Here is a 24,586-nt window from a genome sequence, read left to right on the forward strand (position 1 = left end):
CTTTCATTTCAATTTAAATTCCATTTTTGATAGTTAAGCTACGCTTAATAAAAATTGTAATAATTTAACTTTTGTTGTTTTATTTTTTATTTAATTATGCTCATATCTATTCTTTTAATATTTTATCATATTTTTTAAAAAGGACCTATTTTCTTTTTATATTATTATTTTTGTGTTATAATACTAAAACAATACAAAACGAGGTGATACTATGGCAGATTTCTTACCAATAAATAAAGAGGATATGAAAAAGAGAAATATAGAACAGCTTGATTTCATATACATATCTGGAGATGCATACGTTGACCATCCGTCCTTTGGCCACGCTATAATTACAAGGCTTATTGAATACTACGGTTTTACTGTTGGGATAATTCCTCAACCGAACTGGAAAAGTAAAGATGATTTTATGAGGCTTGGGAAACCTAAAATTGCTTTTCTTGTGTCGTCAGGAAACATTGACTCAATGGTAAATCACTACACAGCACATAAAAAAGAAGAAATGATGATGCCTATTCACCTGGTGGTAGGGCTGGATATAGACCTGATAGAGCTGTAATAGTCTACTGTAACAGACTAAGAGAAGCATATAAAGATGTTCCAATAATAATAGGTGGAATAGAAGCAAGCCTCAGAAGGTTTGCCCATTATGATTATTGGGATGATAAGGTTAGAAATTCAATACTTGTAGATAGTAGTGCAGATCTACTAATATATGGTATGGGTGAAAAACCTATTATGGAAATACTTAATCTTATTCAATTTGGTAAGAATATTAAGGATATAAAAGATATTCGTGGAACCTGTTATTTAACATCACAAATCAGCCAATTAAAGGATTACATAGAGCTACCATCCTTTGAGGAAGTGTCTAAAAATAAAAAGAATATGCAAAGGCCTTTAAAATACAGTATGAAGAACAGGATGCAATAAGAGGAAAAACCTTAGTTCAAAAACACGACAACAAATATGTTGTTCAAAATCCACCTGCTATGCCGCTTTCCAAAGAAGAGATGGACTTTGTTTATTCTCTTCCCTATACAAGAACCTACCATCCTATATATAAATCACAGGGTGGTATACCTGCATTAAAGGAGGTTGAATTTAGCATAACATCCCACAGAGGTTGTTTTGGGGGCTGTTCCTTCTGTGCATTAAATTTTCATCAAGGAAGAGTAATTCAGCCAAGAAGTGAAGAATCTATATTAAGGGAGGCTGAAGCATTAACAAAACTTCCTAATTTCAAAGGTTATATACACGATGTAGGTGGGCCTACTGCAAACTTTAGAAGACCCTCCTGTAAAAACAAATTGAACAGGGTGTTTGCAAAAATAGACAGTGTCTTTTCCCAAATCCCTGTAAAAATTTAGAAGTTGAACACTCTGAATACTTAAATATGCTTAGAAAGATTAGAAAAATTAAGGGTGTAAAAAAGTATTTATTCGTTCTGGAATAAGATATGATTATCTTATGCTTGATAAAAACGATGCCTTTTTGATGAACTAATTAAACACCATATTAGTGGCCAACTAAAGGTTGCACCTGAACATATTTGTAATGAAGTGCTAAACCTTATGGGAAACCAAATAGAAAAGTATATGATGCCTTTGTAAAAAATATTTTGAGAAAAACAAAAAATTTAAACTAAATCAATTTTTGGTACCATACCTTATGTCAAGCCACCCAGGAAGTACATTAAAAAGTGCAGTAGAACTTGCAGAATATATTAGGGATATGGGCTATAATCCAGAACAGGTTCAGGATTTTTATCCAACCCCTGGCAGTTTGTCAACAGCAATGTATTATACAGAAATGAATCCTCTAACAGGAGAGAAGGTATATGTACCTAAAACAAAGGAAGAAAAGGAAATGCAAAGAGCTCTACTACAATTTAGAGACCCTAAAAATTATGATTTAGTCTATAAGGCTTTGGTTAAAGCAGGTAGGGAAGATTTAATAGGATACGGAAAAAAATGCTTAATTCCTCCTAAAAAGTCTAAAATTAAAAAGGGTAGATGATAAATGGAAAAACAAATTCTTATTATAGTTAAATCCATTGTGGACAAAAGTTTAATTGGAACATATTTATTCTTCTTTTTAATTCCTGTTTGCAGATACTTTTTCCTCCATATCCTGGAGATACAATTACTATTTTTCAAGGATATTTAACCTATAAAATGGGGTTTAATAAATATTTAATGCTTCTTTCTACTATTTGTGGCTCCTTCTTAAGTAGTATGTTTCTTTACTACTTAAGCTATAAAAATCAAACATTGTACTTAATAATAAATTTTTGATTAAATTTTTTAATCTTGATAAAATACACAAATTAGAAGAATGGTTTAAAAAATACGGGGTATTTTTGTTCTGATAAATAAATTTATTCCAGGCCTTGGTTCTCTTACATTTATTGCAGCAGGTATTTTCAAACTTCCTATAATACCTGCCACTATATCTATTCTTTTAGCAAATGTTTTACAAAATACAATGCTCTTTGCTGCTGGTGCTCTTACAGGAGATAATATGGAAATTATAAAAGCTTCTATTAAAGAATATTATAGGTTAATTGTTGGGATAACAATAATCATATCATTACTATATTATGTAATTAGAAATAGAATAAAGTTAAACAGCAGGCTGTTGAAAAAGTCGAGATAAAATAAGCCCCTTGAAGGATTTCTTTGGCATTCCTTCAAGGGGCAATTTCATAATCAATGCATATTTTATGTTTGTCAACAATCTGCCCATTAAGAATTTACTTAATGGGGATTTTGAATACAGCTATCAATAAATACAGCTAAAAGCAGTATAGCCTCTGGAATTAATGTCATAGTTTTTAATTCTATTCCTACATAGATTGAAATAGCTTGAATTAAAAATATTAAATATCCTACTATATAAGCTATATTTACAGCCTTTACAGGAATTGAATCAATAACTCTAAAATAATTTGATGCAATAAATATAAAAAGTAGTGCAAAAACGATATTAACAGAATCAAATAATTCTCATAGTCATTTATGCAGACAAATTTAAATCCACCATAATATTTTATAAAATTATTTGGTGTAATATATATTGTATATGATTCTATTATAATAAAGACAAATATAAGTGTTTTATCTATTAATCCAATTTTTGATTTCCTATTTAAAATATATATGAAGTAAATAACTACAGTAAAAAGTATAACTGGCACTAAGGTGAATTTACCAAAATAAAACAAGTGATTTAGTTTTTTAGCCTTTAAGAACATAAAAATCAGAATATATCTTAAGGATGATATTAGAAATAATAAGGATATTAGAATGCTGTATTTTTGTTTTTATTTAATAAAATATAAATATTGAAAAAGCATAAAACAAAACATATAAAAATCAGTGTTAATAAAGCCTTCACCCTCTACACCTTTTAGATTGCTACTAATTAATTAATATTATAAAACATTATTATTTATACCTAAGGCGTAAATATTTTTATCTTTTTAGACGAAATTCTAACATCAAGTGGGAAATTGGGTCCTACTTCTCCATCTATATCTGTCTCTATATTTTCATTACATTCAATTCTAAATTCTCTACTCTTTAGATATATTACGTTGCTGTTTTCAAGATGCTCTCCTTTTAACATTTTCAAAAATAAGTTAAATAGCTCTACAAGATTGCACTGCTTTATTGCAATTAAGTTGAGCATTTCATCATCTGCAGTTGAATCCGGTGCTAATTTAAATCCTCCTGCACTTGAACCATTTAATATTACAAATAGATATATATTTTCCTCATAAGTTTTTCCATCACAGCTTATTTTAATTGGAATAGCTCTAAAGTTTGGAAGTTGCTCTATCCCCTTTAAATAATATGCTACTTTACCAAGGGTATTTTTCATATTTATGTCTATTTTTGTGATACATCGGTTAAAAGGCCTCCTGCTGCAACATTTATAAAATACCTATCGTTTATTTTTCCTAAATCAAATTCGCTGAGTTTTCCCCTTGCTATTACATCACAGGCTTCAGTAATCCTTCGAGGTATACCTAAGTGTGATGCAAAATCATTTGCAGTACCATAGGGGAAAATTCCAAGAGGAACATCAATCTCCTTTAAAATCATTGCATTTATTACGTGATTTATTGTTCCATCTCCACCTGCAACAAGAATTATATCATAGTCTTTAGCCCTTTCCATACTTGTATAGATATCTTCTATTGAAATTGTTCTATAGGGTGTTACCTCATATCCTGCCATTTGCAGTCTATCTATCACCGCATCTAATCTATTTCTAAAGGACCTATCACCTGAATAGGGATTGTAAATTAATCTTGCCTTTTTCATATTATCGCCCCCCAAATATATATAATACCTACAATATCTAATCCCTGCAACTGCAGGGATTAGAACATTATGTCATTTGGTTTTGAAATGTCGCTTAATGCTTCACCAGCATCATCCTGAAGCCTATTAGTTACAGCTATATCTCCTAAAGCAAGCATTCCAACAAGTCTTCCATCTTCAACTACAGGAAGACGTCTTATTTGCTTTTCTGCCATAAGTCTTGCTGCATCGTGGATGTCATTATCAGAATTTATTGTTGTAATACCAACTGTCATAACATCCCTTGCTAATACTTCACCTGGATTTTTACCATAGGCAACATCCCTTAAAACTATGTCTCTGTCTGTAATGATACCCACTACTCTATTACCCTCACAAACTGGAACTGAACCTATGTTATAATTCTTCATCAAATTTGCAACTTCAGTTACAGGAGTATTTGGAGTAACTGTAACCACTTCTCTTGTCATTATATCCTTTACCTTCATAAAAACACCTCCAATTTTAGTATTTCCTGAAGGTGTTTTTTACTCTAATTCTTTCATATCCTTTATTACAAATGAAACCACCAAAAGTATTATAAGTATAGTAATAGGAATAAGTAAACTTTTGTAGTGTCTTGTATTAAAGGAATTCCCAAAATAATTATATGCAAACATCTCAGGCATAACACCAAGTACACTTGCTAATATAAAATCTCTATATCTAATAGAAGTTAATCCACAGGCTAAACTTAAAGCGTCGTATGGAAAAATAACAGGAAGTCTCATTAAAAATAAAATTTTAAAACCATCCTTTTCTAATACCTTATCAAACTTATCCAATTTACCCTTTGTAATTTTATGCACAAAATCCTTCCCTAAAAACCTTGCAACATAATATCCTACAGTTGCAGAAATAAAACATCCAATTAAGGAAACAATGTATCCAAAAATCCAACCATATAAAACGCCTGAAATAACTCCAAGAACCCAAGTTGGGAAAAGCATAACAAAGGGTTTGACTGCATATATGAGCAGTAAAACAACAGCAGAATATTGTCCATAACTTTCTATAAATCTCTTTATACTTCTTACGTTGGCTCTATTAAAACAAAAAATAATCTATTTGATTTAATAATATAAATTATAGCGATAAGTGTTATTACTATACTAATATATTTTAATAATTTTTTTTTGTCAATATATCACCTCAAATTTGATTTATTTTATTGTAAAAAAGCTGTTTTTGTTTATAATATATACTTAGTAAATTAAATAAAAATTCTAAAATCAGTTACATTACTTATTTTATAACATTTTATATTTTACTTCAATGTAACTTAAATAATTTATTTGGGGTGATTGTTTTGAAAAAGATTTTATTCCTAATTTATTTACCTTTGCTAACCTGTCCCTTGGAATGATATCTATTATGTTTACATTTAATAACAATTTAAAGTTGGCAGCTATTTTAATAATGTCAGCAGCTCTTCTTGATAGGTATGATGGTAGGATAGCAAGGAAAATAGGGGTTTCAAGTGAACTTGGAAAAGAACTTGATTCATTAGCTGACCTTGTTTCCTTTGGTGCTGCACCAGCAATATTAAGTTGGCAATTATATTTAATTAATTTCGGACTTATAGGATATATTATAACACTTTTATTTCCAATAGCTGGTGCCTTCAGACTTGCAAGATTTAATGTTACTAAGTTTAACAATGTATTTACTGGTGTTCCTATAACTGTAGCAGGTGCAGTTGTTGCACTTGATAATTTAATAGGCATATATACACCTCACCAGTACATATCAACGATTATATTTATAGTTTTTGCTTATTTAATGGTTAGCAAATTGCAAATTAAGAAATTCTAAAATAGGGTTAAAAAACCCTATTTTTTGTAAAAAATATAACATAATACATATTATATAACTGTGAGTAAATTAAATTGGGAGGATTCTAATGAATCTTAAGGGAAGCAAAACAGAAAAAATTTACTAAAGACCTTTTCTGGAGAATCAAGGGCAAGGAGTAGATACTCATTTTATGCAGAGAAGGCAAGAAAAGAAGGATATGAGTTTATTGCTAAAATATTTGATATAACTTCAGATAACGAAAAAGCTCACGCCAGGAGAGTTTTTGACGACTTTTTAAAGGAAAATAAAACTACTGCTGAAAACCTTCTTGAAGCTGCAATGCTTGAGGCCTTTGAAGCAGAAAAACTGTACAAAGAGTTTGAAAAAGTTGCAAAGGAAGAAGGATTTGAGGAAATCGCTGACTTTTTGAAGAACTTGCAGAAACAGAGGAATATCATAAAATAAGATTTTTAAAGATACTTGAAAATCTAAAATCAGGTAAGATATTTAAGAGGGATACTCCTGTTAAATGGCAATGTCTCAATTGTGGATATGTTCACGAAGGTACTGAAGCACCTGAAGTATGTCCACTATGTGCCTTTAAGAGGGCCTTCTTTGAAATCTACTGTGAGAACTATAAATAGAGGTGAATATAATGTCTCCTTGTATGATTGTTTGGGTGCCAATTAGTTACTTTGAAGATGAAGAAGATTTATTTGAAAATGCAAGATTCTATAGAGCTGATGATGGTGAAGATAATTATCAGGATAAGATAAAGCTATTTGAAATGATTGATGATGAATTTGTTAATGAATATATAAATCAATCAAACAAATAAACTGATGTAAAAATTCATAATCAAAGCCCTATAAAGGATTTTAATGTAATCTGTTTTAAATCCCTTATAGGGCTTTAGTAGTATAAATTATAAAAATTTAGCTAAGCTTAATGTTATTGTTGCTTTTCAAAGTTTTCCTTAGTAGCACCACACTTTGGACATTTTTGTGGTCTACATCTTCCTTCCTTTGTTTCTCCACATACTGTACATTTCCAAACAGCCATAACACAACCCACCTTTATGTAATATAATAAGAGTGGATTTTCCACTCTTATTATAATTCTAAATTTAAGTTTTGTATTTGTCAATAATAATTATCTTTTAAATGTAATTATTACTCACCTAAAACTTCTTTTCTTAATTTTATTCCCGTTGGTGTTGCTGCTATTCCTCCAAGGGCAGTTTCCCTTAAGGCTTCTGGTAGTGCCTTACCTACTCTATACATTGCCTCAACAACTTCATCAAAGGGAATAATACTTTTAATCCCTGCAAGTGCAAGTTCTGCAGATATTAATGCATTTACAACACCTGAAGCATTTCTTTTAGCACAAGGTGCCTCAACAAGACCGGCTATTGGGTCACATACAAGCCCCATTATGTTTTTAAGTGCTATTGATGCAGCATCAAGGCACATCTGTGGTGTACCACCTGCCATCTCAACAATAGCTGCTGCTGCCATAGCTGCTGCTGCTCCACACTCTGCTTGGCAGCCGCCCTCTGCACCTGATACTGTAGCATTCTTTGCAATTATCTGTCCTATACCTGATGCTGTAAATAGAGCATTCACAATTTCATCTTCAGTTTTATTCAGCTTTTCTCCTGCTGTAATTACTGCAGCAGGTAAAATTCCACAGGAACCTGCAGTTGGTGCTGCAACTATTCTACCCATAGCAGCATTAACTTCAGAACAGGACAATGCCCTTGCCATTGCTTTTACTACTGTATCACCACACAGTGTATTACCATTTTTTCTATAATCCTCTAATCTTTTTGCATCTCCTCCTATAAGTCCACTTACGGATTTTACCTCCTTATAAAGTGCCTCCTGTGCAGATGCCTTCATTACTTCTAATGCCTTTTTCATCTTTAATACTATTTCTTCTCTACTTAAGCCTTGCAGATCTACTTCATTTTCTAATTACAACCTCATATATTTTGCACCTTTTAGAATTTGCCAACTCCATTAATTCTAAACCTGTACTATACATATAATAACCTCCAATTACTTTACAGGATTTATAGCCTTTGCTGAGATAATATTTTCTACCTTTTCTATAACCTTTAATACATATTCACTTATCTCTGCATCTGTTTCAATTATCATTAATGCCTCTTTACCCTTTGCCCTTCTTGTCACCCTCATTGTCGCTATATTTATGTTTTGGCTTGCCAAGATTGCAGTAACTGAACTTATCATACCTTTAACATCCTTTTGCTTAACAATAAGGGTTGGATAATCTCCTGTAAATTCAACCTTATCTCCATTTATTTCAGTAATTATTATATTTCCTCCTCCAATGGAAGAGCCTACAACCTCAAATTTACTACCGTCGTCTTTATAAAAAACTATTTTTACTGTATTAGGATGAACATCCCCTAAATCCGCCTCGATAAACTCTATTTCTATCCCTTTTTCTTTAGCAATATCAAGAGAATACTTTAATCTATCATCGTAGGTTTCCATACCTAATACACCTGCTACAAGAGCCCTGTCTGTTCCGTGCCCTCGATAAGTCTTGGCAAAGGAACCGTGAAGATAAAATACAACTTTACTAAAATTGCCTCCTGAAATCGACATTGCAACCTTTCCAAGTCTTGTTGCCCCTGCTGTATGTGAACTTGATGGTCCAACCATAATAGGTCCAATTATATCGAAGGAACTTAAACCGCTCATACTATCTTCCTCTCTCTTAAAATTCGACATTATTTTCATTTTAATTTTATCATTTTATTAATTTTTAAACAATAGAAATTTTAAATTCTTTTTAGTGTTTGTAAGAAAAGATAATTGCATTAAAATTTGTTTAACAAAATTAATATCTTATTAATATTATATACTGTAAGTCAAAATAGGAGGTAAATTATAATGAACCCTGTGGATATGATTCCTACAATGATTATGCCAAATATGGTACCTATTATAGTAGATATTGAAGATGATGAAGAAAGACAAAAGGGTGAATTTGAACAAAAAGGCCAATTCAATGAAGTTGATAGAATACTGAACAAAATTGAAAAAAATAATCCAGAAATTTTTGTGCTTCTTAAAATGTACAATATGCCTTACCCCGTTGCACGAAGACTTGTTAGAAGAATAATAAGGCTTACATTAAATTATCAGAAATAAATTTTTAATACATTTTTAGGTGCCAAAAAAATTTTGGCACCTAAAAATTATTTATTACTTTCCAGATATATTAAGCTCTCTTATTATTAAACTTGGACTTCCATAGCTTCCAAGTCCACTTGGTAAGGCAAGTTCAAAATCTGAGAGTACCTCCTCTATATCATTTAAAAGACTATAGAAATTACCAGCTACTGTTATTTGTTCTACAGGTCTTGTTATTTTTCCATCTTCTACAAGATACCCCTCTGCTGCAAGAGAAAAGTCGCCAGATACTGCATTTGCTCCTGAGTGAAGTCCTTGAAGGCTCGTAATAATAAGTGCCCTTTGCTGTATTTTAATTGCCTCTTCATATCCTAAACTGCCCTTAACAATATACATATTTGTAGGTGAAACTACAACTGGTGACTTATAACTTGACTTAAAACCATTTCCTGTGGATTTTACTCCATCCTTCTTAGCAGTTTTTATGTTGTAAAGGAAGGTTTTTAAAACACCCTCTTTAATTATTTCCTTTGTGAAGGTTTCAACACCTTCGTCATCAAAGGAACAGCTTGATGGTGCATCCTTCAAAAATGGATCATCTAATATTGTTATCTTTGGAGATGCAATCTTTGTATTTAATTTACCCTTTAAAAGCGAATATCCCTTTTGTACTGAGTCTGCAGAAAATATTGATGAAAAAGTTGCAAGCAATGTAGCTGCTGCATCACGTCTTAATATCACTTTATATTTACCTGATGGTACACTTTCTGCACCAAGTGAATTAATTGCCTCATCACAGGCCTCTTTTACTAACTTTTCAAAATCTATATTGCTATAATTACTTGTTACTTTAAAGCTACTTCCGCTTTTTACATCATCCCTATCCTTTGCAACGACTGAAATATATGCTACACTTACACCACTTTCTTCTTCTAAATTAAGTCCCTTTGTGTTTACTATTTTCCTTCTTCCTTTTCCTGTCTCAATTAAACAGTAATTAACAGATTCAATTCTTGAATCCATTTCCTTTGCTCTTTTTCCATAAACATAGCATCATCTATTTTCTTTTTGTATCAACATCAACATTTATATCTTTTTCAAGTTCTTTATACTTACCACCTTCATAAAACTCAGGAAGTACATCTGTTTGTGTTTCCTTTGCATTGTCTTTAGCATTTTTAATTAAAAATCAATATCCTCTTCATCAAACTTTTCAGAATATGCGTATCCAAGCCTTCCGTCGTATATAGCCCTAAGTGAAATTCCTTTATTTCTATTTACATTGTACTTATCTACCTCTTGATTATATATATTTACCTCAAAGCTGTCAGAATCTATGTAGTATACCTCCATATCACTTAATCCTTCTTGTTTTCCTCTTTTAAATAGTTCATCTATAAACTTATTGAGCTCCATAAAATCACCTCCTACTTTCTTCCACCAACTGTCATCTTCTTAACTCTAATCATAGGCTGACCTACATTTGCTGGAACACTTCCACTTACCGAACCACACATTCCTTGACCTAAATCAAGATTGTCTGCAACCATATCAATATCAAGTAGAACCTGTGAACCCTTACCTATAAGTGTAGCACCTCTTACTGGTCTATCTATTTTACCATCCTTTATGAGGTATGCTTCATTTACAGCAAAATTAAAATCCCCTGTAACAGGATTTACAGAACCTCCACCCATATATTTAGCATAGAGTCCGTACTCAGTTGACCTTATAATCTCCTCTTTAGTTTTATCGCCAGGTGCAATGAAGGTGTTTGTCATTCTTGAAGTTGGTGCATACTTATAACTCTCGCGTCTACTGTTTCCTGTTGGTTTCATATTCATTCTTCTGCCATTTAGCATATCTACCATATATCCCTTTAATATTCCATTTTCTATTAACACATTTTTCTGTGTTGGATGTCCTTCATCGTCAATATTAGAAGAACCCCAAGCATTAGGTATTGTTCCATCATCTATTGCTGTTACTACCTCTGAAGCTATCCTTTGACCAAGCTTTCCTGCAAAAACAGAATGACCCTTTGCCACCGAAGTAGCCTCTAAGGAGTGTCCGCACGCCTCGTGGAATATAACACCTCCAAAACCATTGTATATTACAACAGGCATAACTCCTGACGGACAAAGGTCTGCGTGAAGCATTGTTACAGCTATTCTTGCTGCCTCCTTTGCGTGCCATTCCATATCAACATTTTGGAAAAATTCAAAGCCCATAAGCCTTCCAGGACCAAAAATCCAGTTTGATTTTCATTTCCATCTGAAGCTACAGCCTCTATAGCCATTCTTGTTCTTATTCTTCTATCCTCTGCAAGTAAACCTTCTGAATTTGCAATTAAAACTCTTTTATCGTTGTCTATATATCTAACTGAAACCTGTACAATCTCACTGCTGTAGTTTTTAGCTATACCATAGGCTTCTTTTACCTTAGAAACCTTTTTAGAAATATCAACTGTGCTTGGAACAACAGCTATAGGATGTGCATTTGTATAATCTAACTTAATAAAATCTTTACTTTCTATATTTTTAGTTCCAGCTAATGCATAGGATGCATCCCTTGCTATCTTTAAAAGTCCTTCCCTTGATAAATCATTTGTATATGCATAAATGCATTTAAAACCTGATAAAATTCTAACTCCTGCTCCATAATCCTTTCCTGAAAGTACACTTTCAACCTTACCATCTGTCATATAGGCAGTATTTAAATCATTTTGTTCTATATAAATTTCTGCAAAATCTCCACCTGTCTTTAATGCTTCATTTAAAACTTCCTGAAGAATTGATTTTTCAATCATATTTACACCTCCCATTATTATATTATCCTAAATTTTACAGGTAATACCTATATATTAACATTTAAATACCATAAATTCAATCGATATAACAAAAAGGGCTTACGCCCTTACTACTTTACTCAAAACAACTTCCACCAATAAATTCTTTAATAATAGAATTCTTAGGAATTATATCCTCATCCTCAACTGATATAAAATATTGTAGAAAGGACAAGAGCCTTTTTGCCTCGATATATGCTGGGCTATCCTTTTTAATTTCATGAAGAAGAGGTTCTGCATACTTCTTAAGTATACTCATTTCATATACAAGGGTCGAATTAAACATTGCATCTGCATCCTCTTGAAAAGGAAATATATTTTTTCTTCTCCTCGTCTTACACTCGGCCAAGAAAGAATATTAGCCTCTGCATTTCTTCCCCTTGAACGATTATCCCTTACAATTCTTCTTAAAAGTCTAACATCGGTTGTTGGTATTCTGTTATGATTATCTATATTTAACTGTGTTAATGCACTAATATAGATTTTAAACTTATTTTCTCTTGCAATTGCGTTTGTCAACATTTCATTTAATCCGTGTATTCCTTCTATTACAAGAACTGAATTAGGTTCCATTTTATATTTATGTCCCTTCCACTCTCTTCTGCCTTCTATAAAATTAAAGGTTGGAATTTCTACCTCCTGCCCATCAAGAAGTAGTGCCAAGTGCTTGTTAAAGAGCTCTAAATCAAGTGCATAGATTGACTCAAAATCATATTCCCCATTTTCATCAAGTGGCGTCTTTTCTCTATCCACAAAATAATCGTCTAAAGATATTGGATGAGGTTTTAATCCAAGAACCCTAAGTTGAATAGAAAGCCTTTTTGAAAAGGTTGTTTTACCTGATGATGAAGGTCCTGCAATCAATACTATCTTTACCTTATCCCTATTTTCATAAATTTTATCTGCAATTTGGGCAATTTTTTCTCGTGAAGCCCCTCTGCAACTAAAATCAGTTCATTCATCTCTTTGTTTAAAACCTTGTCATTAAGTGCTCCTACATCTGCTACATCGAGTATTTTTGCCCATTCTTCTGTCTCTTTAAATACCTTTGCAAGCTTTGGAACATCTCTAAATTTAATTAACTCCGTTGGATTACTCTCCTGAGGATATAGAAGTAAAAATCCAGGGTCGTGGAACTTCAAATCAAAAAGTTTTAAATATCCTGCTGAAGGCACCATAGGACCATAAAAATAATCATACAAATACCCACACCTATAGAGGTTAATATAAGGAAGATTAATATACTTTAAAAGTCTAAGCTTATCCTTCATACCATAGTTTTGAAATATTTTAATAGCCTCTTCCTTCTTAACCTTTATTTTTTCAAAGGGTTCATCAGAATCTATTATCTCCTGCATCCTTTTTTTAATAAGTTCTATATCCTTCTCCTCTATCTTTCTTTCATAGTGTATTTCTCCATATAATGCTTTATTTAGTGAATGTTCTATAGTAATCTCTGCACCGGAAAACAAATCTTCTACTGCTTTTATAAAAACAAATGTCAAACTTCTAAGATATGTCTTCACACCAAGGGGACTTTTTAGAGTTATTGGAAGAACTTCAACATCATAATGTATCTTTTAGTAAGCTCCTCAATTTCTCCATCCACCATAGCAACAACTGGGTCTTTTAGGTCTTTGCCTGTTTTTAATATGTCAAGTAAATTGCTTCCAACATTAGCCTTTATAATCTCTCCGTTATCTAACCTTTTACTGTGACTAATTTTTCCATAATTATCCCCCTTTAATAGAGTGTAGTTTATTATATGCATTATTTTAAATAAAGTTACATCATTAATTTATTATATTTTACAAAATTAATTTTAATTTTTCTACACTTTACTTGTCACTTATTTTTTTCTGCATATATTATATTGAAAAGATAAGGGGGATAATATGAAGACCTTTGCTGTATATGCAGCTAATTTAAACTCAGCAAGTGCAACTTGTATAGATACAACAACCGATAAAGTTATAGCAAATATACCTGTTGGAAGTAACCCCTATGATGTACTATCAACTCCAGACGGACAGTATATATTCACCTTTAACTCTGGTGATGGAACTGTAAGTATGATTAATACAACAACAAATACTGTTATCTCAACAATAGCAGTTGGACAGTTTCCTATGGCCGGAGTTATAGCCCCCGATGGCTCCACTCTCTATGTAGCGTGCCGTGACAGTGAATATATAGCTGTAATTAATATTACAACTCAAACATTAATAAACACTATACCTCTAAACTTTAAACCAGTTAGAATGGTTATAACTCCAGATGGAAGGTTTATATTTATACAGTGTATTAATGCTCTAAATATACCTGTAATTGATACAGAGACTCAAACTATAATTAAAAGAATTTCTCTACCTTCATCTTTAACCTATACCCCAACCGATCTTTTAATGAGTAAAGATGGTAAATATGTATACTTTATAAGCTATCAAAGACCATTTATAGGTATGGTATCTGTAGAAAATCTTGAACTTTTAACACCATATATTACCTTTACCTCTGGTGTGTTTAATCCTACTGCTATAACGACTTCAGATGATGGTAAATATGTATTCGTTTGTGGACTGAGTAGATCAACTGGTATGATTATGCAACTTTCCACAACGCCTCCACTTAGAATATTAAAAACAAAATTCCTATTTGCTGTACCATATAAATGCAAAATAACTCCAAACTCTCAAAAGCTAATTACACTTAACTCAACTTCAGGCAGCATAACAATATTTGATATAAACAATCTTGATAACTACAAAACAGTCTATTTAGGTGGTTCTTTAACAGATATTGTTATAAGACCTGAATCTAAAATTGCCTATATTACAAACCAAAGTTTAAATATAGCAATAAGAGTTGATCTTGAACACGCAAATCCTGTATCTGCACTCCCAACTGGCAATTATCCTATATCTCTACGTGGAACATTAATTGAGGTTCCTACACCTTCTTCACTTCTACTCTGCCGTGCTCTAAGAGCTGAAACAAGCAATATTGAGCTTACAAAAATGCAAGTATTGATATAACTGTAACTCCTGAGCTTGACCAAAGTCCAGAAGGTTTGGTGTATGGAAACATCACAGATCCTGCTAACAATCCAATCGTAAACGCTTCAATTAAAATTATTACCACCGATGGATATACTATATATCACGACGCAACAGATAGTAAGGGATTCTTTAGCGGCAGACTTCCTTCTGGAGATTATTATATTATAATTATCTCACCAGACTATAATCTATCATATGTTGGTAGCTTTTCACTTCAGGGAGGAGAGCAAAAGGATTTAAGTATACTATTAAACGATAATATAGTCTCTAAACTGGGCGTTATATTTGGAGAAGCACTTGGAAGCACCCTTGAAGGCATTGTAAATGGAGGTGCAAACCTGTATAGAAAAGTGGAAGGAATAGATGAACTATATGTTCATAGTTTCACAGGTATTAATGGTAGATATAGAATAGCATATATACCACAGGGAATTTATACCTTAAGATTAGCTTGTAATGGATATCTGCCACAGGATTTCTTAGTTGTAATAGATAAGGACTATATGGTAGTATCTTCTACTAATAAACTTTCAAAGGATCCTACAAACCCACAGGGTAAAATTTCAGGTACAGTAATTTACAACGGCATTCCTGTTGATAAATGTCTTGTAGAAATTTATAGACGTGAAGGAGACCTTAAATATGTTGTCGCAATAACAGAAACAAAATCTGACGGTAAATTTGAATTTGATAAGCTTCCTGCTGGAACTTACTTTATTGAAACATTTAAGCTGATACCTCAAAATTAATTGTAATTTATAGCTAAAATAAGCCCCATAATGTAGTGAACTACCCCCACCTATAGAGGTGGGGGCTTCGTGGTCAAGGTAGCTTCTGCTACCAGATTACCCACGCTCAAAGGGCTGTTCCTTCCCCAGTTTTACCAATCATATGGCTAATTTTAGTAGCCTTGGTTTTCGCTACTTTTCAGCTACATTCATCACCCACTTACAGAAGTGGGCGACTTCTGTTGCTGTTTATGTTAAATATATACATTATGGGGCTTATAAAAACAAATTAAAATCTATTGTGTCTCAATATCCATCCTGCACCTTCTTAATCTTTTTAGTGTCTCCTCCTTACCTATAATCTCAAATACATCAAATAGTGGAGGAGATATCCTTGAACCTGTTACTGCAACTCGAAGAAGCATAAACAATATTTTTGTTTTAGTATTTATTAACTCACACAATCTTCTCATTTCCTCTTCTAAATAGATTTTATCCCAATTATCTATGTCTTCTAAATGTTTAATTGATTCATCTAAAAGCCTTAGAACCTCGCCTTTTTCAATCTTCTTTATTGCATCAATTATTACTTCTAAGGAGTATTCCTTTGGGCTTTGGTAAAACATCCTAAAGGCGTCCTTTACCTCATCTAACCTTTTCAATCTTTCCTGTTCAATTTCCACAATCTTTTTAACTTTCTATAATCATCATCTGTGCTATTAAAATAATCTTGTCCCTCAACAAAGGGTAAAACAAGTTCATACAGTTCTTCTACACTTTTTTTCTAATATAGTGTCCATTGTACCAATCAAGCTTTTTAAAATCAAAAACAACATTTGAATTATTTATATTTTCTAAACTAAACTTCTCTATCATCTCGTCAATTGTTAAAAATTCCTGTCCATCCTTTGGATTCCAACCTAAAAGCACTATAAAATTTAATACTGCCTCCTTTAAATAACCCATATCCTTATATTCACCAATATAAAGTGCACCATCCCTTTTTGAAATCTTACTTCTATCCTCATTGAGTAGAAGAGGAAAATGTACATACTGTGGTATTCTTGCAGAAAGTGCCTCTAAAACTAATACCTGACAGAAGGTATTTGGAATGTGCTCCTGACTTCTAAGAACGTGGGATATATTCATTAGGTAGTCATCCACCGCCGTAGCAAAGTTATATGTTGGAACTCCATCGGATTTTCTTATTACAAAGTCCCCCATTAGATTTCCATCCCACTTTAATTCCCTCTTACTAAATCGTTAAATGTTATAATTTTATTAGGAACTTTAAATCTAACAACTGGTTTTAATCCTCTACTTAATTTCTCCTCTACCTCATCCTTAGTTAAAGTTCTACACTTTCCTGTGTACTTTGGAGGAAGTTTTTGTTCTATTTGTCTTTTCCTCTCCTCTTCAAGTTCCTCTTCACTACAAAAACAATAATAGGCGTATCCTTCACTAATTAGTTTCTCTATGTATTTATTATATATGTCTAATCTTTCTGACTGTCTATATGGGCCATAGGGTCCCCCTACATCAGGTCCCTCATCCCAATTTATCCCCAACCATTTTAATCCTTCAAAAATTCCTTCTTCAGACTCCTTTGAATTACGCTTCATATCAGTGTCATCTATTCTTAAAACAAACTTACCGTTATTTTTTTGCAAATAAATAATTATATAGGGCATTCCTTGCCGTACCAACGTGGCAATTCCCAGTTGGACTTGGTGCAATTCTAACTCTAACCTCCATCTACAACACCTTCCTATTTAAGTTTTTTATATCATTCTCAATTATTTTTGATAAATACGAATCACCTGAAACCTTAGTAACCCTTAAGGCTAAATTTAATATCTCCTCTTTGTCATCTATTCCACAGTAAAGAGCATTTGCACATTCCTCTAATGCCTGTTTATATCTACCCCTATTTAAATATTCTTCCGCCATAATCTTTCTAAGCTTAGCATCATAGGGGTCGACACCCTTCATTAATCTTCCTTCCAACAAATCGTCATAATCATACATATCCTCAATAAAAAGAGCAACCTCTCTGTGGGCATCCTCTGGAATGTCTATAAAATCCTCCTGCCAATAGCTGTAGCCAGTTAAACACAGGGATTTTTTTATTGCTTTTTTAGATATGTATATCCATCCACTTTACCTGATAAAATAAGATGTCTTCCCAAAATATAATAGGGGGCAAAATAGTTATTGCAGGCCTTAATAGCCTTATTTATATAACCTACTCCCCTTTTATAATCTCCATTTTCAAGATAATACTTACCAAGATAACATAGACTCTGTACAGCCCTTTCATCGCGATTAATCATTAATCTATGATAGTCTAATTCAGACTTATATTGTTTTATTTCGTTAAAATCAAAACCATATTCTTTAGATAAAATCATACACCTTTCTATACACTCATTAGATGCAGAAACATTTTCCGGGAATGAGTATTCATCTATACCATTTATTGATGCAAAATAGTCATCCAGCATACATCTATATAGAAAAGACTCAAAATTTGAAGATAGTATAACAAAATTTCCTGTCTCGTGAAGATAAAGCCCTATAAAATAATCATCTACTTCGGGACCATATTTATAAAAACAATATAAATCTCCATTGCTTATATCCCCAAAGGGAACAAGCCTAAAATCCATTTTACCTGGCAGCCTTAATATATTTGCAGCTATATTCTCAGCATACTCAAACCTGCAACTGCCAAACTGAACATCTCCACCAAACTTATATATAAATTCCTTATATTCCTTTGGAAGAAAATATCCATATTTCATTTCAAATTTCTCTAATCTACCCTTTGTCATACCTTAGTTCCTTTCATTAAAGTGTACTAATTAAATTATATTAATAATTCTAATAATTTACAAGTAAATTACAAACGATTCTAAATTATTGAAAATAATTTTAAAATGTTTAAAAATCAATTTTAATCAAATACTACAACTTAGGAGGTGTATTTATGATTGTATTTTTACGAACAATTATTTTATATCTATTCGTTACATTAGCAATGCGTCTTATGGGCAAAAGACAAATTGGCGAACTCCAACCCTTTGAGCTTGTTGTTGCTCTTATGCTCTCAGAACTTGCTACACTTCCTATGCAGGATACTGCAATACCATTAATACACGGAATTATTCCCATATTAACTTTAATGACTCTTGAAATATTAATTTCATTTTTAACCTTAAAAATAGAATTTTTAAGAAAGGTATTTTGTGGAACACCTGATATTTTAATAAAACACGGCAAAGTTTCTGAAGAAGAATTAAGAAGACAACGATTTAATTTAGATGATTTAATTGAAGAACTTAGAATGATGGGATATCTTGATATCGAAGACATAGAATATGCAGTGCTTGAAACAAGCGGTAAGCTTAGCATAATACCTAAGGCTGAAAAATCACCTGTAACAAGAGAAGATTTAAATATAAAACCACAAGCTGTTAAGTTGCCCATTAGCTTAATACTTGACGGAGTATTAAATAAAAAAATCTTGCAATAACTGGCCACGACATAAATTGGCTTATGGAAAATTTAAAAAGCAAGGGCATTGATGATATTAAGGATGTATTTATTGCTATGATAGATTCTAAAGGAAATCTTTTTATTCAAAGGAGGGATAAAGATGAGAAAAAGAATAAAAGCAATATTAAAACATCTTTAATTATCCTCCTGCTGTTTTCTATTATTGTTTCCTCAGGATTAATAGTAAATATTTTTTAAATAATACATCTAATTCTTTATTAAATTCTATTTATGTTATACAATTTAATATAGAGAGCAGTAATTGGGATATGTCATATAACGAAATAATAAAACTTAAATCTGAATGGGAAAAAACTAAAAGAGTTTGGAGTGCTTTAATTCACCACGATGAAATAGATAAAATATCTGAAAATATAGAACTAATTATTGAATATATTAAAGCAAAAGACAAAACAAATTGCTTAAGCCATATTGCTGTATTAAAAAATATATAGAACACATACCTGAAATGGATAAAGTTTGCATCCAAAATATTTTTTAAAAAATTATTTGCTTACAACTAAAAATGTACTATAATATACATAGTGTCTAATTGTCCCATAGGGACCATTTATGTCCCATAATACATATAAAGGAGGATTAATAATGCCACTTGTAACAACTAAAGAAATGTTTAAAAAGCCTATGAAGGCGGATATGCAATTGGTGCTTTTAACATCAACAATCTTGAAATACTTCAAGGAGTTGTAAAGGGTGCAAAGGCTAAAAACTCACCTGTTATTCTACAATGCTCAACTGGTGCACTAAAATATGCAGGACCAAAATACCTAAGAGCAATGGTTGAGGCTGCTGCTGAAGAAACAGGAATTGACATAGCACTACACCTTGACCACGGTCCAGATTTAGATGCAGTAAAGCTTGCAATAGCAAGTGGATTTACTTCAGTTATGTTTGATGGTTCACACTATGACTTTGAAGAAAATATAAAAAGACTAAGGAAGTTGTTGAATATGCTCACGCACACGGTGTTGTGGTAGAGGCAGAACTTGGTGTACTTGCTGGAGTAGAAGACGACGTTGTTGCAGCTGAACACGTTTACACTGATCCAGACCAAGCAGTTGAGTTTGTTGAAAGAACAGGATGTGATTCTTTAGCAATTGCTATTGGTACATCCCACGGTGCCTTCAAGTTCCCACCAGATTATGAACCACAACTTAGATTTGACATACTTGAAGAAATTCAAAGAAAGCTTCCAAACTTCCCAATAGTACTTCACGGTGCATCAGCAGTTGATCCTGAAACTGTTGAAATGTGCAACAAGTTTGGTGGAAACATTGCAAATGCAAAGGGTATACCTGTTGAAATGTTAAGAAAGGCAGCTTCAATGGCTGTATGTAAGATTAATATGGATACAGACTTAAGACTTGCTATGACAGCAGCAATTAGAAAGGTATTTGCAGAAAACCCAGCTGAATTTGACCCAAGAAAGTATCTTGGTGCTGGTAGAGATGCTATACAAAAGGTTGTTGAATACAAGATTGAAAACGTACTTGGATCAGCAAATAGACTATAAAAGAGCAGACCTTAACAGGTCTGCTCCTTCTTTGCACAAGTTATAATAGAATACTCTCCTCTTTCAACGTTGTAAAACAAATACTCACCTTGTGAGTTGGTACGTGTAAATTTAATTAGTTTTCCATCTTTTCTTTGAAGAACAACCAACGCATCCTTTACTCTATTTCCTTCACTATCTACTATAACTCCACTTATTGTTCCATACATCATCTTAGGCTTAATTATGGGATAAATATTTAAGGCATTTACTCCTGGTCTTAAACATATCTTTTCTTTGTAATAAAACATATTATTTTCAGCCCTTATGATGTAAATGCCACTTGAAATACCATCGATAAAAAACATACCACTTTTATCTGTAATAGTTCTTTCACATAGGGTAGTTACACCATAGTAGCAGGCATATATTTCCACTTGGCACATATCAACTGGTTTATTGTTAAATATCACTTTACCTATTATATAAGACAGTTTGTTTTCAATCTTATTTAGACTTATTAAAATACTTATTTTTGGCGTTGAGACAAAAATATATGTTGGAAATCAGAAGTAACATAACCTTCACAAACTGCAAATACCTTATAACAATTTTTATTATCAAAAGCATTAATTTAAAGTTTCCACAACTATCAGTAATTGTATGTGCAATTGGATTCGAATATACATCTAAGGCCTTAACACAGGCACTACAAATACCTTGTCCATTTGAATCAATAACTTTTCCTTCTATGATTTTGAAACAACCTTCTCTTTTTCTATCCTCCCATCTATTCTAACCTCATTATCCATATAATCACCACCACATTCCCTACTACATATTATTCACAACAGTGATATTTTTTTCATAATATAATACAGGAAAGAGATGGAGGCATACTTTATGCCAGTTGATTTAAGAAAAATTCTAATTTATTTTGAAGAAAAATTTAATCAAATATACAGTAAGCTTGAAAATTTAAATAACTCCTTCTCAACCTGTGAAATAATTACTAAAAATATTACAAAAGAAGAAACAATAATCTTAAAGCCAAATACACAAAACATCATAATAAAAGATATAATTATTGCCTCTACATTAGATGACAACCCTATGTGTGAAATTAAAGTGAATTTTGGGTTATCCTATATAATATTTGTTATAACCAAAGAACAACCAACACTCCATATAAATCTAACAAACGGAATTCTACTTAAATACAATCTACCTGCTACAGCCCGAATTGAAAACGGCTGCAGCAGTGCATCCATAACCTTAATATACAATACCATTTAGGGGGATATAAATGACAATGCCTTCAAGCGACCTATATATTTTAGGGCAATCTACCGCTAAGGAACTTACAGGTATAGGACAAGAAATTAGAATTGACCTTGACCTTCAACCAAACCCTAATTTAGACTCAGGCACAATTATAGGTACAGTTAAAGATGAAAATGGAAATCCAATCCCAGGTGCTGTAGTAAAAATATTCGATGCACAGGGCAACCCAATAGCCCACACCTTTACAGATGCACAGGGTAATTATACTTTTTCACCCTTCCCACCTGGAACACAGTACTATATATCATCCATTGCTCCAGGATTTACCTTCTCACATCTACAACTATTTGCACTACAAGCAAGACAACAGATACAAATTGATATTACACTTGCCTCTGACCCTAAGGCTAATCTATCAATTATAGCAGGTGATGTATTTACAGCTCAAAGTGAACCAATTCAAGATGCAATTATTCAACTATTTAAAGTAAATCCAGACCAGACAGAAACATTAATAGGAACAACCTTTACTAACCAGACAGGTCAGTTCCTATTTATGGATGTAGACCAGGGAACCTATAGAGTAAGAACAAGTAAATTTGGATATATTTCTGATACTTCTACTATGTTAATTGATCAAAATAGAATGATAGGTAAACTTGTTATTACTCTTAACGTTGATCCAAACGCTTCAAAGGGTACTATTTCTGGATATATTAAGGACGATAATAACCAACCAATCTCTAATGCTGTTGTAACTCTTTATAGAGTTGAAACTGATGGTAACCTTACTCCTATAAAATTTACAAGAACAAACGATCAGGGTATGTATCTGTTTACAGATGTACCAAACGGCAATTACAAAGTTAAGGCTAATAAATTATCTGTATAAAAATGTGCCCAGAAATACTGGGCACATTTTATTGACTATTCTGTTGTTCATCATTACCTTGTTCTGTGCTATTTTGAGAATCTGTACCTTGTTGATTATTTGAATTTGAATTAGTATCAGTATCTTTATTTTCTTCTTGAGTTCCGCCTTGCTCTACGTTATTGTTTTGATCACTATCATTCTGTGAGCTATCTTTATTCGTATCAAGATTATCTGAAGAGTTTTCTTTATCAGACGTATTTGTATTTGTATCTATATCACTATCTTTAATTTCTTTTGAATCCTTAATTTGTTTATCTTCCTTTGGTATCTCTAATTTAATCACTGGTGGTTTTTGCCCCTCTTATCAATAGGCTTGTCTTGTGAATGATAATTGTTTACCATATAAACAGGTGCATAGGATGCTGCCCCTGATGTTGAATATAGGAACTTTTCAAGCATTATGGCATTCTTTTGAAAATCAGGAAGCAATATACTCATACCATTCACATAGGTTTCCTCAAAGGTATAATCAAAGGGTACTCTTGCCTTCTCAACTGGAGTATTACCAAATTTATAAGCAGTATAACCTATATTCATAAGTTTTGTAGTTGGGATATTTGTTTTTATATAGGGTAGTACTGCTTTGGCTACCTCCGGAAGTTTAAACATACTTATATTTCTTGCCTTATCTATCAAAAGCCCTAATACCATTCTTTGTCTCTCTGTTCTTTCATAATCTCCATTACCTACTTTTCTTATTCTACAGTAGGAAAGAGCCTGTTGACCATTTAATTTTTGATAACCTGGACCCGAAAGTAAAGTTGAATTCTTACCGTTTACTTCTTTTATATACTTATTTATTTCATTTACTTCATAATCCTTAACTTCAACCTCTATACCTCCAAGCGTATCAATAACATCTTGGAAGGCATTAAAATCTATACATACATAGTATTGAACATTTACCTGAAAGACTTCATATAATGTCTTCATTAATAGTTCTGGTCCACCTAAGGTAAAGGCTGCGTTTATTTTATGCGGCTTATACCCTGGTATTGGAACATACATATCCCTCATAAAGGATGTAAGCTTTATTGTTTTATTGTTTGTATCTAATGTTGCCAGTATAATTGAATCTGTTCTTGCAGCTTCTCCCTCTTCTCTTGCATCTATTCCTATTAAAAGTATATTGATAAATCCCTTTTCTTCTTCATACTCTAACTGCTGTTTTTGTTCATCTGACGTAAAAAATCCTTTGGTGTTGGTACGTGAATTGTGTCGTTAATATAATAAAATACTCCCAAAGCTAAACTAATCAAAACAATAATTGGTATTAATACATATTTTAGCTTTTTCATATTATCCTCCCTTTGATTAATATACCTAAT

The 24,586-nt window shown here is 32.3% G+C and carries 24 protein-coding genes and 8 pseudogenes; 13 read left to right on the plus strand and 19 right to left on the minus strand.

Translation table 11 applies throughout. From position 1 onward, the window contains the following. The first annotated feature begins 211 nt into the window (after positions 1-211). Together PL321_RS02470 and PL321_RS02475 are read left to right on the plus strand one after the other, a co-directional pair. Positions 212-2,019: pseudogene (locus tag PL321_RS02470) on the plus strand (YgiQ family radical SAM protein). A gap of 468 nt (positions 2,020-2,487) precedes the next feature. Continuing rightward, positions 2,488-2,658 (plus strand): hypothetical protein, encoded by a 171-nt coding sequence (locus PL321_RS02475; RefSeq protein ID WP_273963341.1) that lies wholly within the window; start codon positions 2,488-2,490, stop codon positions 2,656-2,658. 801 nt (positions 2,659-3,459) lie between these two features. Here the strand turns inward: PL321_RS02475 and PL321_RS19415 are convergent. From PL321_RS19415 to PL321_RS02490, 4 genes are read right to left on the minus strand one after another with little or no spacing between them, the layout of a single operon-like run. Continuing rightward, a complete protein-coding gene (locus PL321_RS19415; protein WP_337960926.1) occupies positions 3,460-3,885 on the minus strand; it encodes a hypothetical protein in 426 nt (141 codons plus the stop codon). 8 nt (positions 3,886-3,893) lie between these two features. Next, positions 3,894-4,331, minus strand: coding sequence for a YegS/Rv2252/BmrU family lipid kinase (locus PL321_RS19420; protein ID WP_337960927.1), 438 nt, complete (start codon positions 4,329-4,331; stop codon positions 3,894-3,896). 59 nt (positions 4,332-4,390) lie between these two features. Further along, positions 4,391-4,819 (minus strand): CBS domain-containing protein, encoded by a 429-nt coding sequence (locus PL321_RS02485; RefSeq protein WP_273963342.1) that lies wholly within the window; start codon positions 4,817-4,819, stop codon positions 4,391-4,393. Between the two features lie 39 nt (positions 4,820-4,858). Then, positions 4,859-5,320 carry a TVP38/TMEM64 family protein gene (locus tag PL321_RS02490; protein ID WP_273963343.1) on the minus strand — a complete coding sequence of 154 codons (462 nt, stop codon included), beginning with the start codon at positions 5,318-5,320 and terminating at the stop codon, positions 4,859-4,861. 343 nt (positions 5,321-5,663) lie between these two features. Between PL321_RS02490 and pssA the strand changes: the two genes are divergently transcribed. The 3 genes and pseudogenes from pssA to PL321_RS02505 all read left to right on the plus strand — a co-directional run bounded on the left by pssA (position 5,664) and on the right by PL321_RS02505 (position 7,005). Then, positions 5,664-6,185, plus strand: coding sequence for a CDP-diacylglycerol--serine O-phosphatidyltransferase (pssA, locus tag PL321_RS02495; RefSeq protein ID WP_273964354.1), 522 nt, complete (start codon positions 5,664-5,666; stop codon positions 6,183-6,185). 88 nt (positions 6,186-6,273) lie between these two features. Further along, positions 6,274-6,811, plus strand: a pseudogene (rbr, locus tag PL321_RS02500) (rubrerythrin). An 11-nt stretch (positions 6,812-6,822) separates the two neighbouring features. Continuing rightward, positions 6,823-7,005 carry a hypothetical protein gene (locus tag PL321_RS02505; protein ID WP_273963345.1) on the plus strand — a complete coding sequence of 61 codons (183 nt, stop codon included), beginning with the start codon at positions 6,823-6,825 and terminating at the stop codon, positions 7,003-7,005. 113 nt (positions 7,006-7,118) lie between these two features. Here the strand turns inward: PL321_RS02505 and PL321_RS19425 are convergent, their stop codons facing one another. From PL321_RS19425 to sdaAB, 3 genes and pseudogenes are all read right to left on the minus strand, one after another. Then, a complete protein-coding gene (locus PL321_RS19425; protein WP_337960928.1) occupies positions 7,119-7,229 on the minus strand; it encodes an RCKP-type rubredoxin-like domain-containing protein in 111 nt (36 codons plus the stop codon). Between the two features lie 110 nt (positions 7,230-7,339). Further along, positions 7,340-8,213, minus strand: a pseudogene (sdaAA, locus tag PL321_RS02510) (L-serine ammonia-lyase, iron-sulfur-dependent, subunit alpha). A 14-nt stretch (positions 8,214-8,227) separates the two neighbouring features. Beyond that, a complete protein-coding gene (sdaAB, locus tag PL321_RS02515; protein WP_273963346.1) occupies positions 8,228-8,899 on the minus strand; it encodes an L-serine ammonia-lyase, iron-sulfur-dependent subunit beta in 672 nt (223 codons plus the stop codon). A gap of 192 nt (positions 8,900-9,091) precedes the next feature. On the opposite strand from sdaAB, the gene PL321_RS02520 reads away from it, so the two are divergent. Beyond that, positions 9,092-9,352 (plus strand): hypothetical protein, encoded by a 261-nt coding sequence (locus tag PL321_RS02520; RefSeq protein WP_273963347.1) that lies wholly within the window; start codon positions 9,092-9,094, stop codon positions 9,350-9,352. A gap of 54 nt (positions 9,353-9,406) precedes the next feature. Here the strand turns inward: PL321_RS02520 and PL321_RS02525 are convergent, their stop codons facing one another. The 4 genes and pseudogenes from PL321_RS02525 to PL321_RS20765 form a co-directional block, all read right to left on the minus strand. Next, the gene (locus PL321_RS02525; RefSeq protein WP_273963348.1) at positions 9,407-10,357 is read right to left on the minus strand and encodes a TldD/PmbA family protein; all 951 of its coding nucleotides are present in this window, start codon (positions 10,355-10,357) and stop codon (positions 9,407-9,409) included. Positions 10,358-10,516: 159 nt separating this feature from the next. Then, a complete protein-coding gene (locus PL321_RS02530; RefSeq protein WP_273963349.1) occupies positions 10,517-10,750 on the minus strand; it encodes a PmbA/TldA family metallopeptidase in 234 nt (77 codons plus the stop codon). An 11-nt stretch (positions 10,751-10,761) separates the two neighbouring features. After that, positions 10,762-12,143 (minus strand): annotated as a pseudogene (locus PL321_RS02535) (TldD/PmbA family protein). Between the two features lie 115 nt (positions 12,144-12,258). After that, positions 12,259-13,953 (minus strand): annotated as a pseudogene (locus PL321_RS20765) (nucleoside kinase). A gap of 124 nt (positions 13,954-14,077) precedes the next feature. Here PL321_RS20765 and PL321_RS02560 point away from each other — a divergent pair. Further along, the gene (locus tag PL321_RS02560; RefSeq protein ID WP_273963354.1) at positions 14,078-15,217 is read left to right on the plus strand and encodes a YVTN family beta-propeller repeat protein; all 1,140 of its coding nucleotides are present in this window, start codon (positions 14,078-14,080) and stop codon (positions 15,215-15,217) included. A 38-nt stretch (positions 15,218-15,255) separates the two neighbouring features. Further along, positions 15,256-15,990: a carboxypeptidase-like regulatory domain-containing protein gene (locus PL321_RS02565; protein WP_273964355.1), complete on the plus strand. Its 735-nt coding sequence runs from the start codon at positions 15,256-15,258 to the stop codon at positions 15,988-15,990. 275 nt (positions 15,991-16,265) lie between these two features. On the opposite strand, the gene PL321_RS02570 is transcribed toward PL321_RS02565, so the two are convergent. From PL321_RS02570 to PL321_RS02590, 5 genes and pseudogenes are all read right to left on the minus strand, one after another. After that, entirely contained in the window at positions 16,266-16,652 is a 387-nt protein-coding gene (locus PL321_RS02570; protein WP_273963355.1) for a hypothetical protein, read from the minus strand. 88 nt (positions 16,653-16,740) lie between these two features. Further along, positions 16,741-17,193, minus strand: coding sequence for a glutamate--tRNA ligase (locus tag PL321_RS02575; RefSeq protein ID WP_273963356.1), 453 nt, complete (start codon positions 17,191-17,193; stop codon positions 16,741-16,743). A 17-nt stretch (positions 17,194-17,210) separates the two neighbouring features. Beyond that, positions 17,211-17,724: pseudogene (locus PL321_RS02580) on the minus strand (glutamate--tRNA ligase). Next, the gene (locus PL321_RS02585; RefSeq protein WP_273963358.1) at positions 17,725-17,997 is read right to left on the minus strand and encodes a hypothetical protein; all 273 of its coding nucleotides are present in this window, start codon (positions 17,995-17,997) and stop codon (positions 17,725-17,727) included. Positions 17,998-18,095: 98 nt separating this feature from the next. Beyond that, a complete protein-coding gene (locus PL321_RS02590) occupies positions 18,096-18,803 on the minus strand; it encodes an SMI1/KNR4 family protein (RefSeq protein ID WP_273963359.1) in 708 nt (235 codons plus the stop codon). Between the two features lie 155 nt (positions 18,804-18,958). Between PL321_RS02590 and PL321_RS02595 the strand changes: the two are divergent. From PL321_RS02595 to fba, 3 genes and pseudogenes are all read left to right on the plus strand, one after another. Next, positions 18,959-19,620 (plus strand): annotated as a pseudogene (locus tag PL321_RS02595) (YetF domain-containing protein); the annotation flags it as partial. A 155-nt stretch (positions 19,621-19,775) separates the two neighbouring features. Next, the gene (locus PL321_RS02600) at positions 19,776-19,982 is read left to right on the plus strand and encodes a DUF4363 family protein (protein ID WP_443110721.1); all 207 of its coding nucleotides are present in this window, start codon (positions 19,776-19,778) and stop codon (positions 19,980-19,982) included. A gap of 151 nt (positions 19,983-20,133) precedes the next feature. Then, positions 20,134-21,061, plus strand: a pseudogene (gene fba, locus PL321_RS02605) (class II fructose-1,6-bisphosphate aldolase). A gap of 11 nt (positions 21,062-21,072) precedes the next feature. Here the strand turns inward: fba and PL321_RS02610 are convergent. Beyond that, positions 21,073-21,513 carry a carboxypeptidase-like regulatory domain-containing protein gene (locus PL321_RS02610; protein WP_273963360.1) on the minus strand — a complete coding sequence of 147 codons (441 nt, stop codon included), beginning with the start codon at positions 21,511-21,513 and terminating at the stop codon, positions 21,073-21,075. A 430-nt stretch (positions 21,514-21,943) separates the two neighbouring features. On the opposite strand from PL321_RS02610, the gene PL321_RS02615 reads away from it, so the two are divergent. Continuing rightward, positions 21,944-22,336 (plus strand): hypothetical protein, encoded by a 393-nt coding sequence (locus PL321_RS02615; protein WP_273963361.1) that lies wholly within the window; start codon positions 21,944-21,946, stop codon positions 22,334-22,336. 10 nt (positions 22,337-22,346) lie between these two features. Continuing rightward, on the plus strand, positions 22,347-23,216 hold the full coding sequence (locus PL321_RS02620; RefSeq protein WP_273963362.1) for an MSCRAMM family protein: 870 nt from the start codon (positions 22,347-22,349) through the stop codon (positions 23,214-23,216). A gap of 28 nt (positions 23,217-23,244) precedes the next feature. On the opposite strand, the gene PL321_RS02625 is transcribed toward PL321_RS02620, so the two are convergent. Beyond that, positions 23,245-23,541: a hypothetical protein gene (locus PL321_RS02625; RefSeq protein ID WP_273963363.1), complete on the minus strand. Its 297-nt coding sequence runs from the start codon at positions 23,539-23,541 to the stop codon at positions 23,245-23,247. Beyond that, a complete protein-coding gene (locus tag PL321_RS02630) occupies positions 23,538-24,392 on the minus strand; it encodes an LCP family protein (RefSeq protein WP_337961038.1) in 855 nt (284 codons plus the stop codon). The genes PL321_RS02625 and PL321_RS02630 overlap by 4 nt, the downstream gene beginning before the upstream one ends. Between the last annotated feature and the right edge of the window lie 194 nt (positions 24,393-24,586).

Source organism: Caloramator sp. mosi_1 (genome assembly GCF_028622835.1).
Lineage (GTDB): Bacteria > Bacillota > Clostridia > Clostridiales > Caloramatoraceae > Thermobrachium.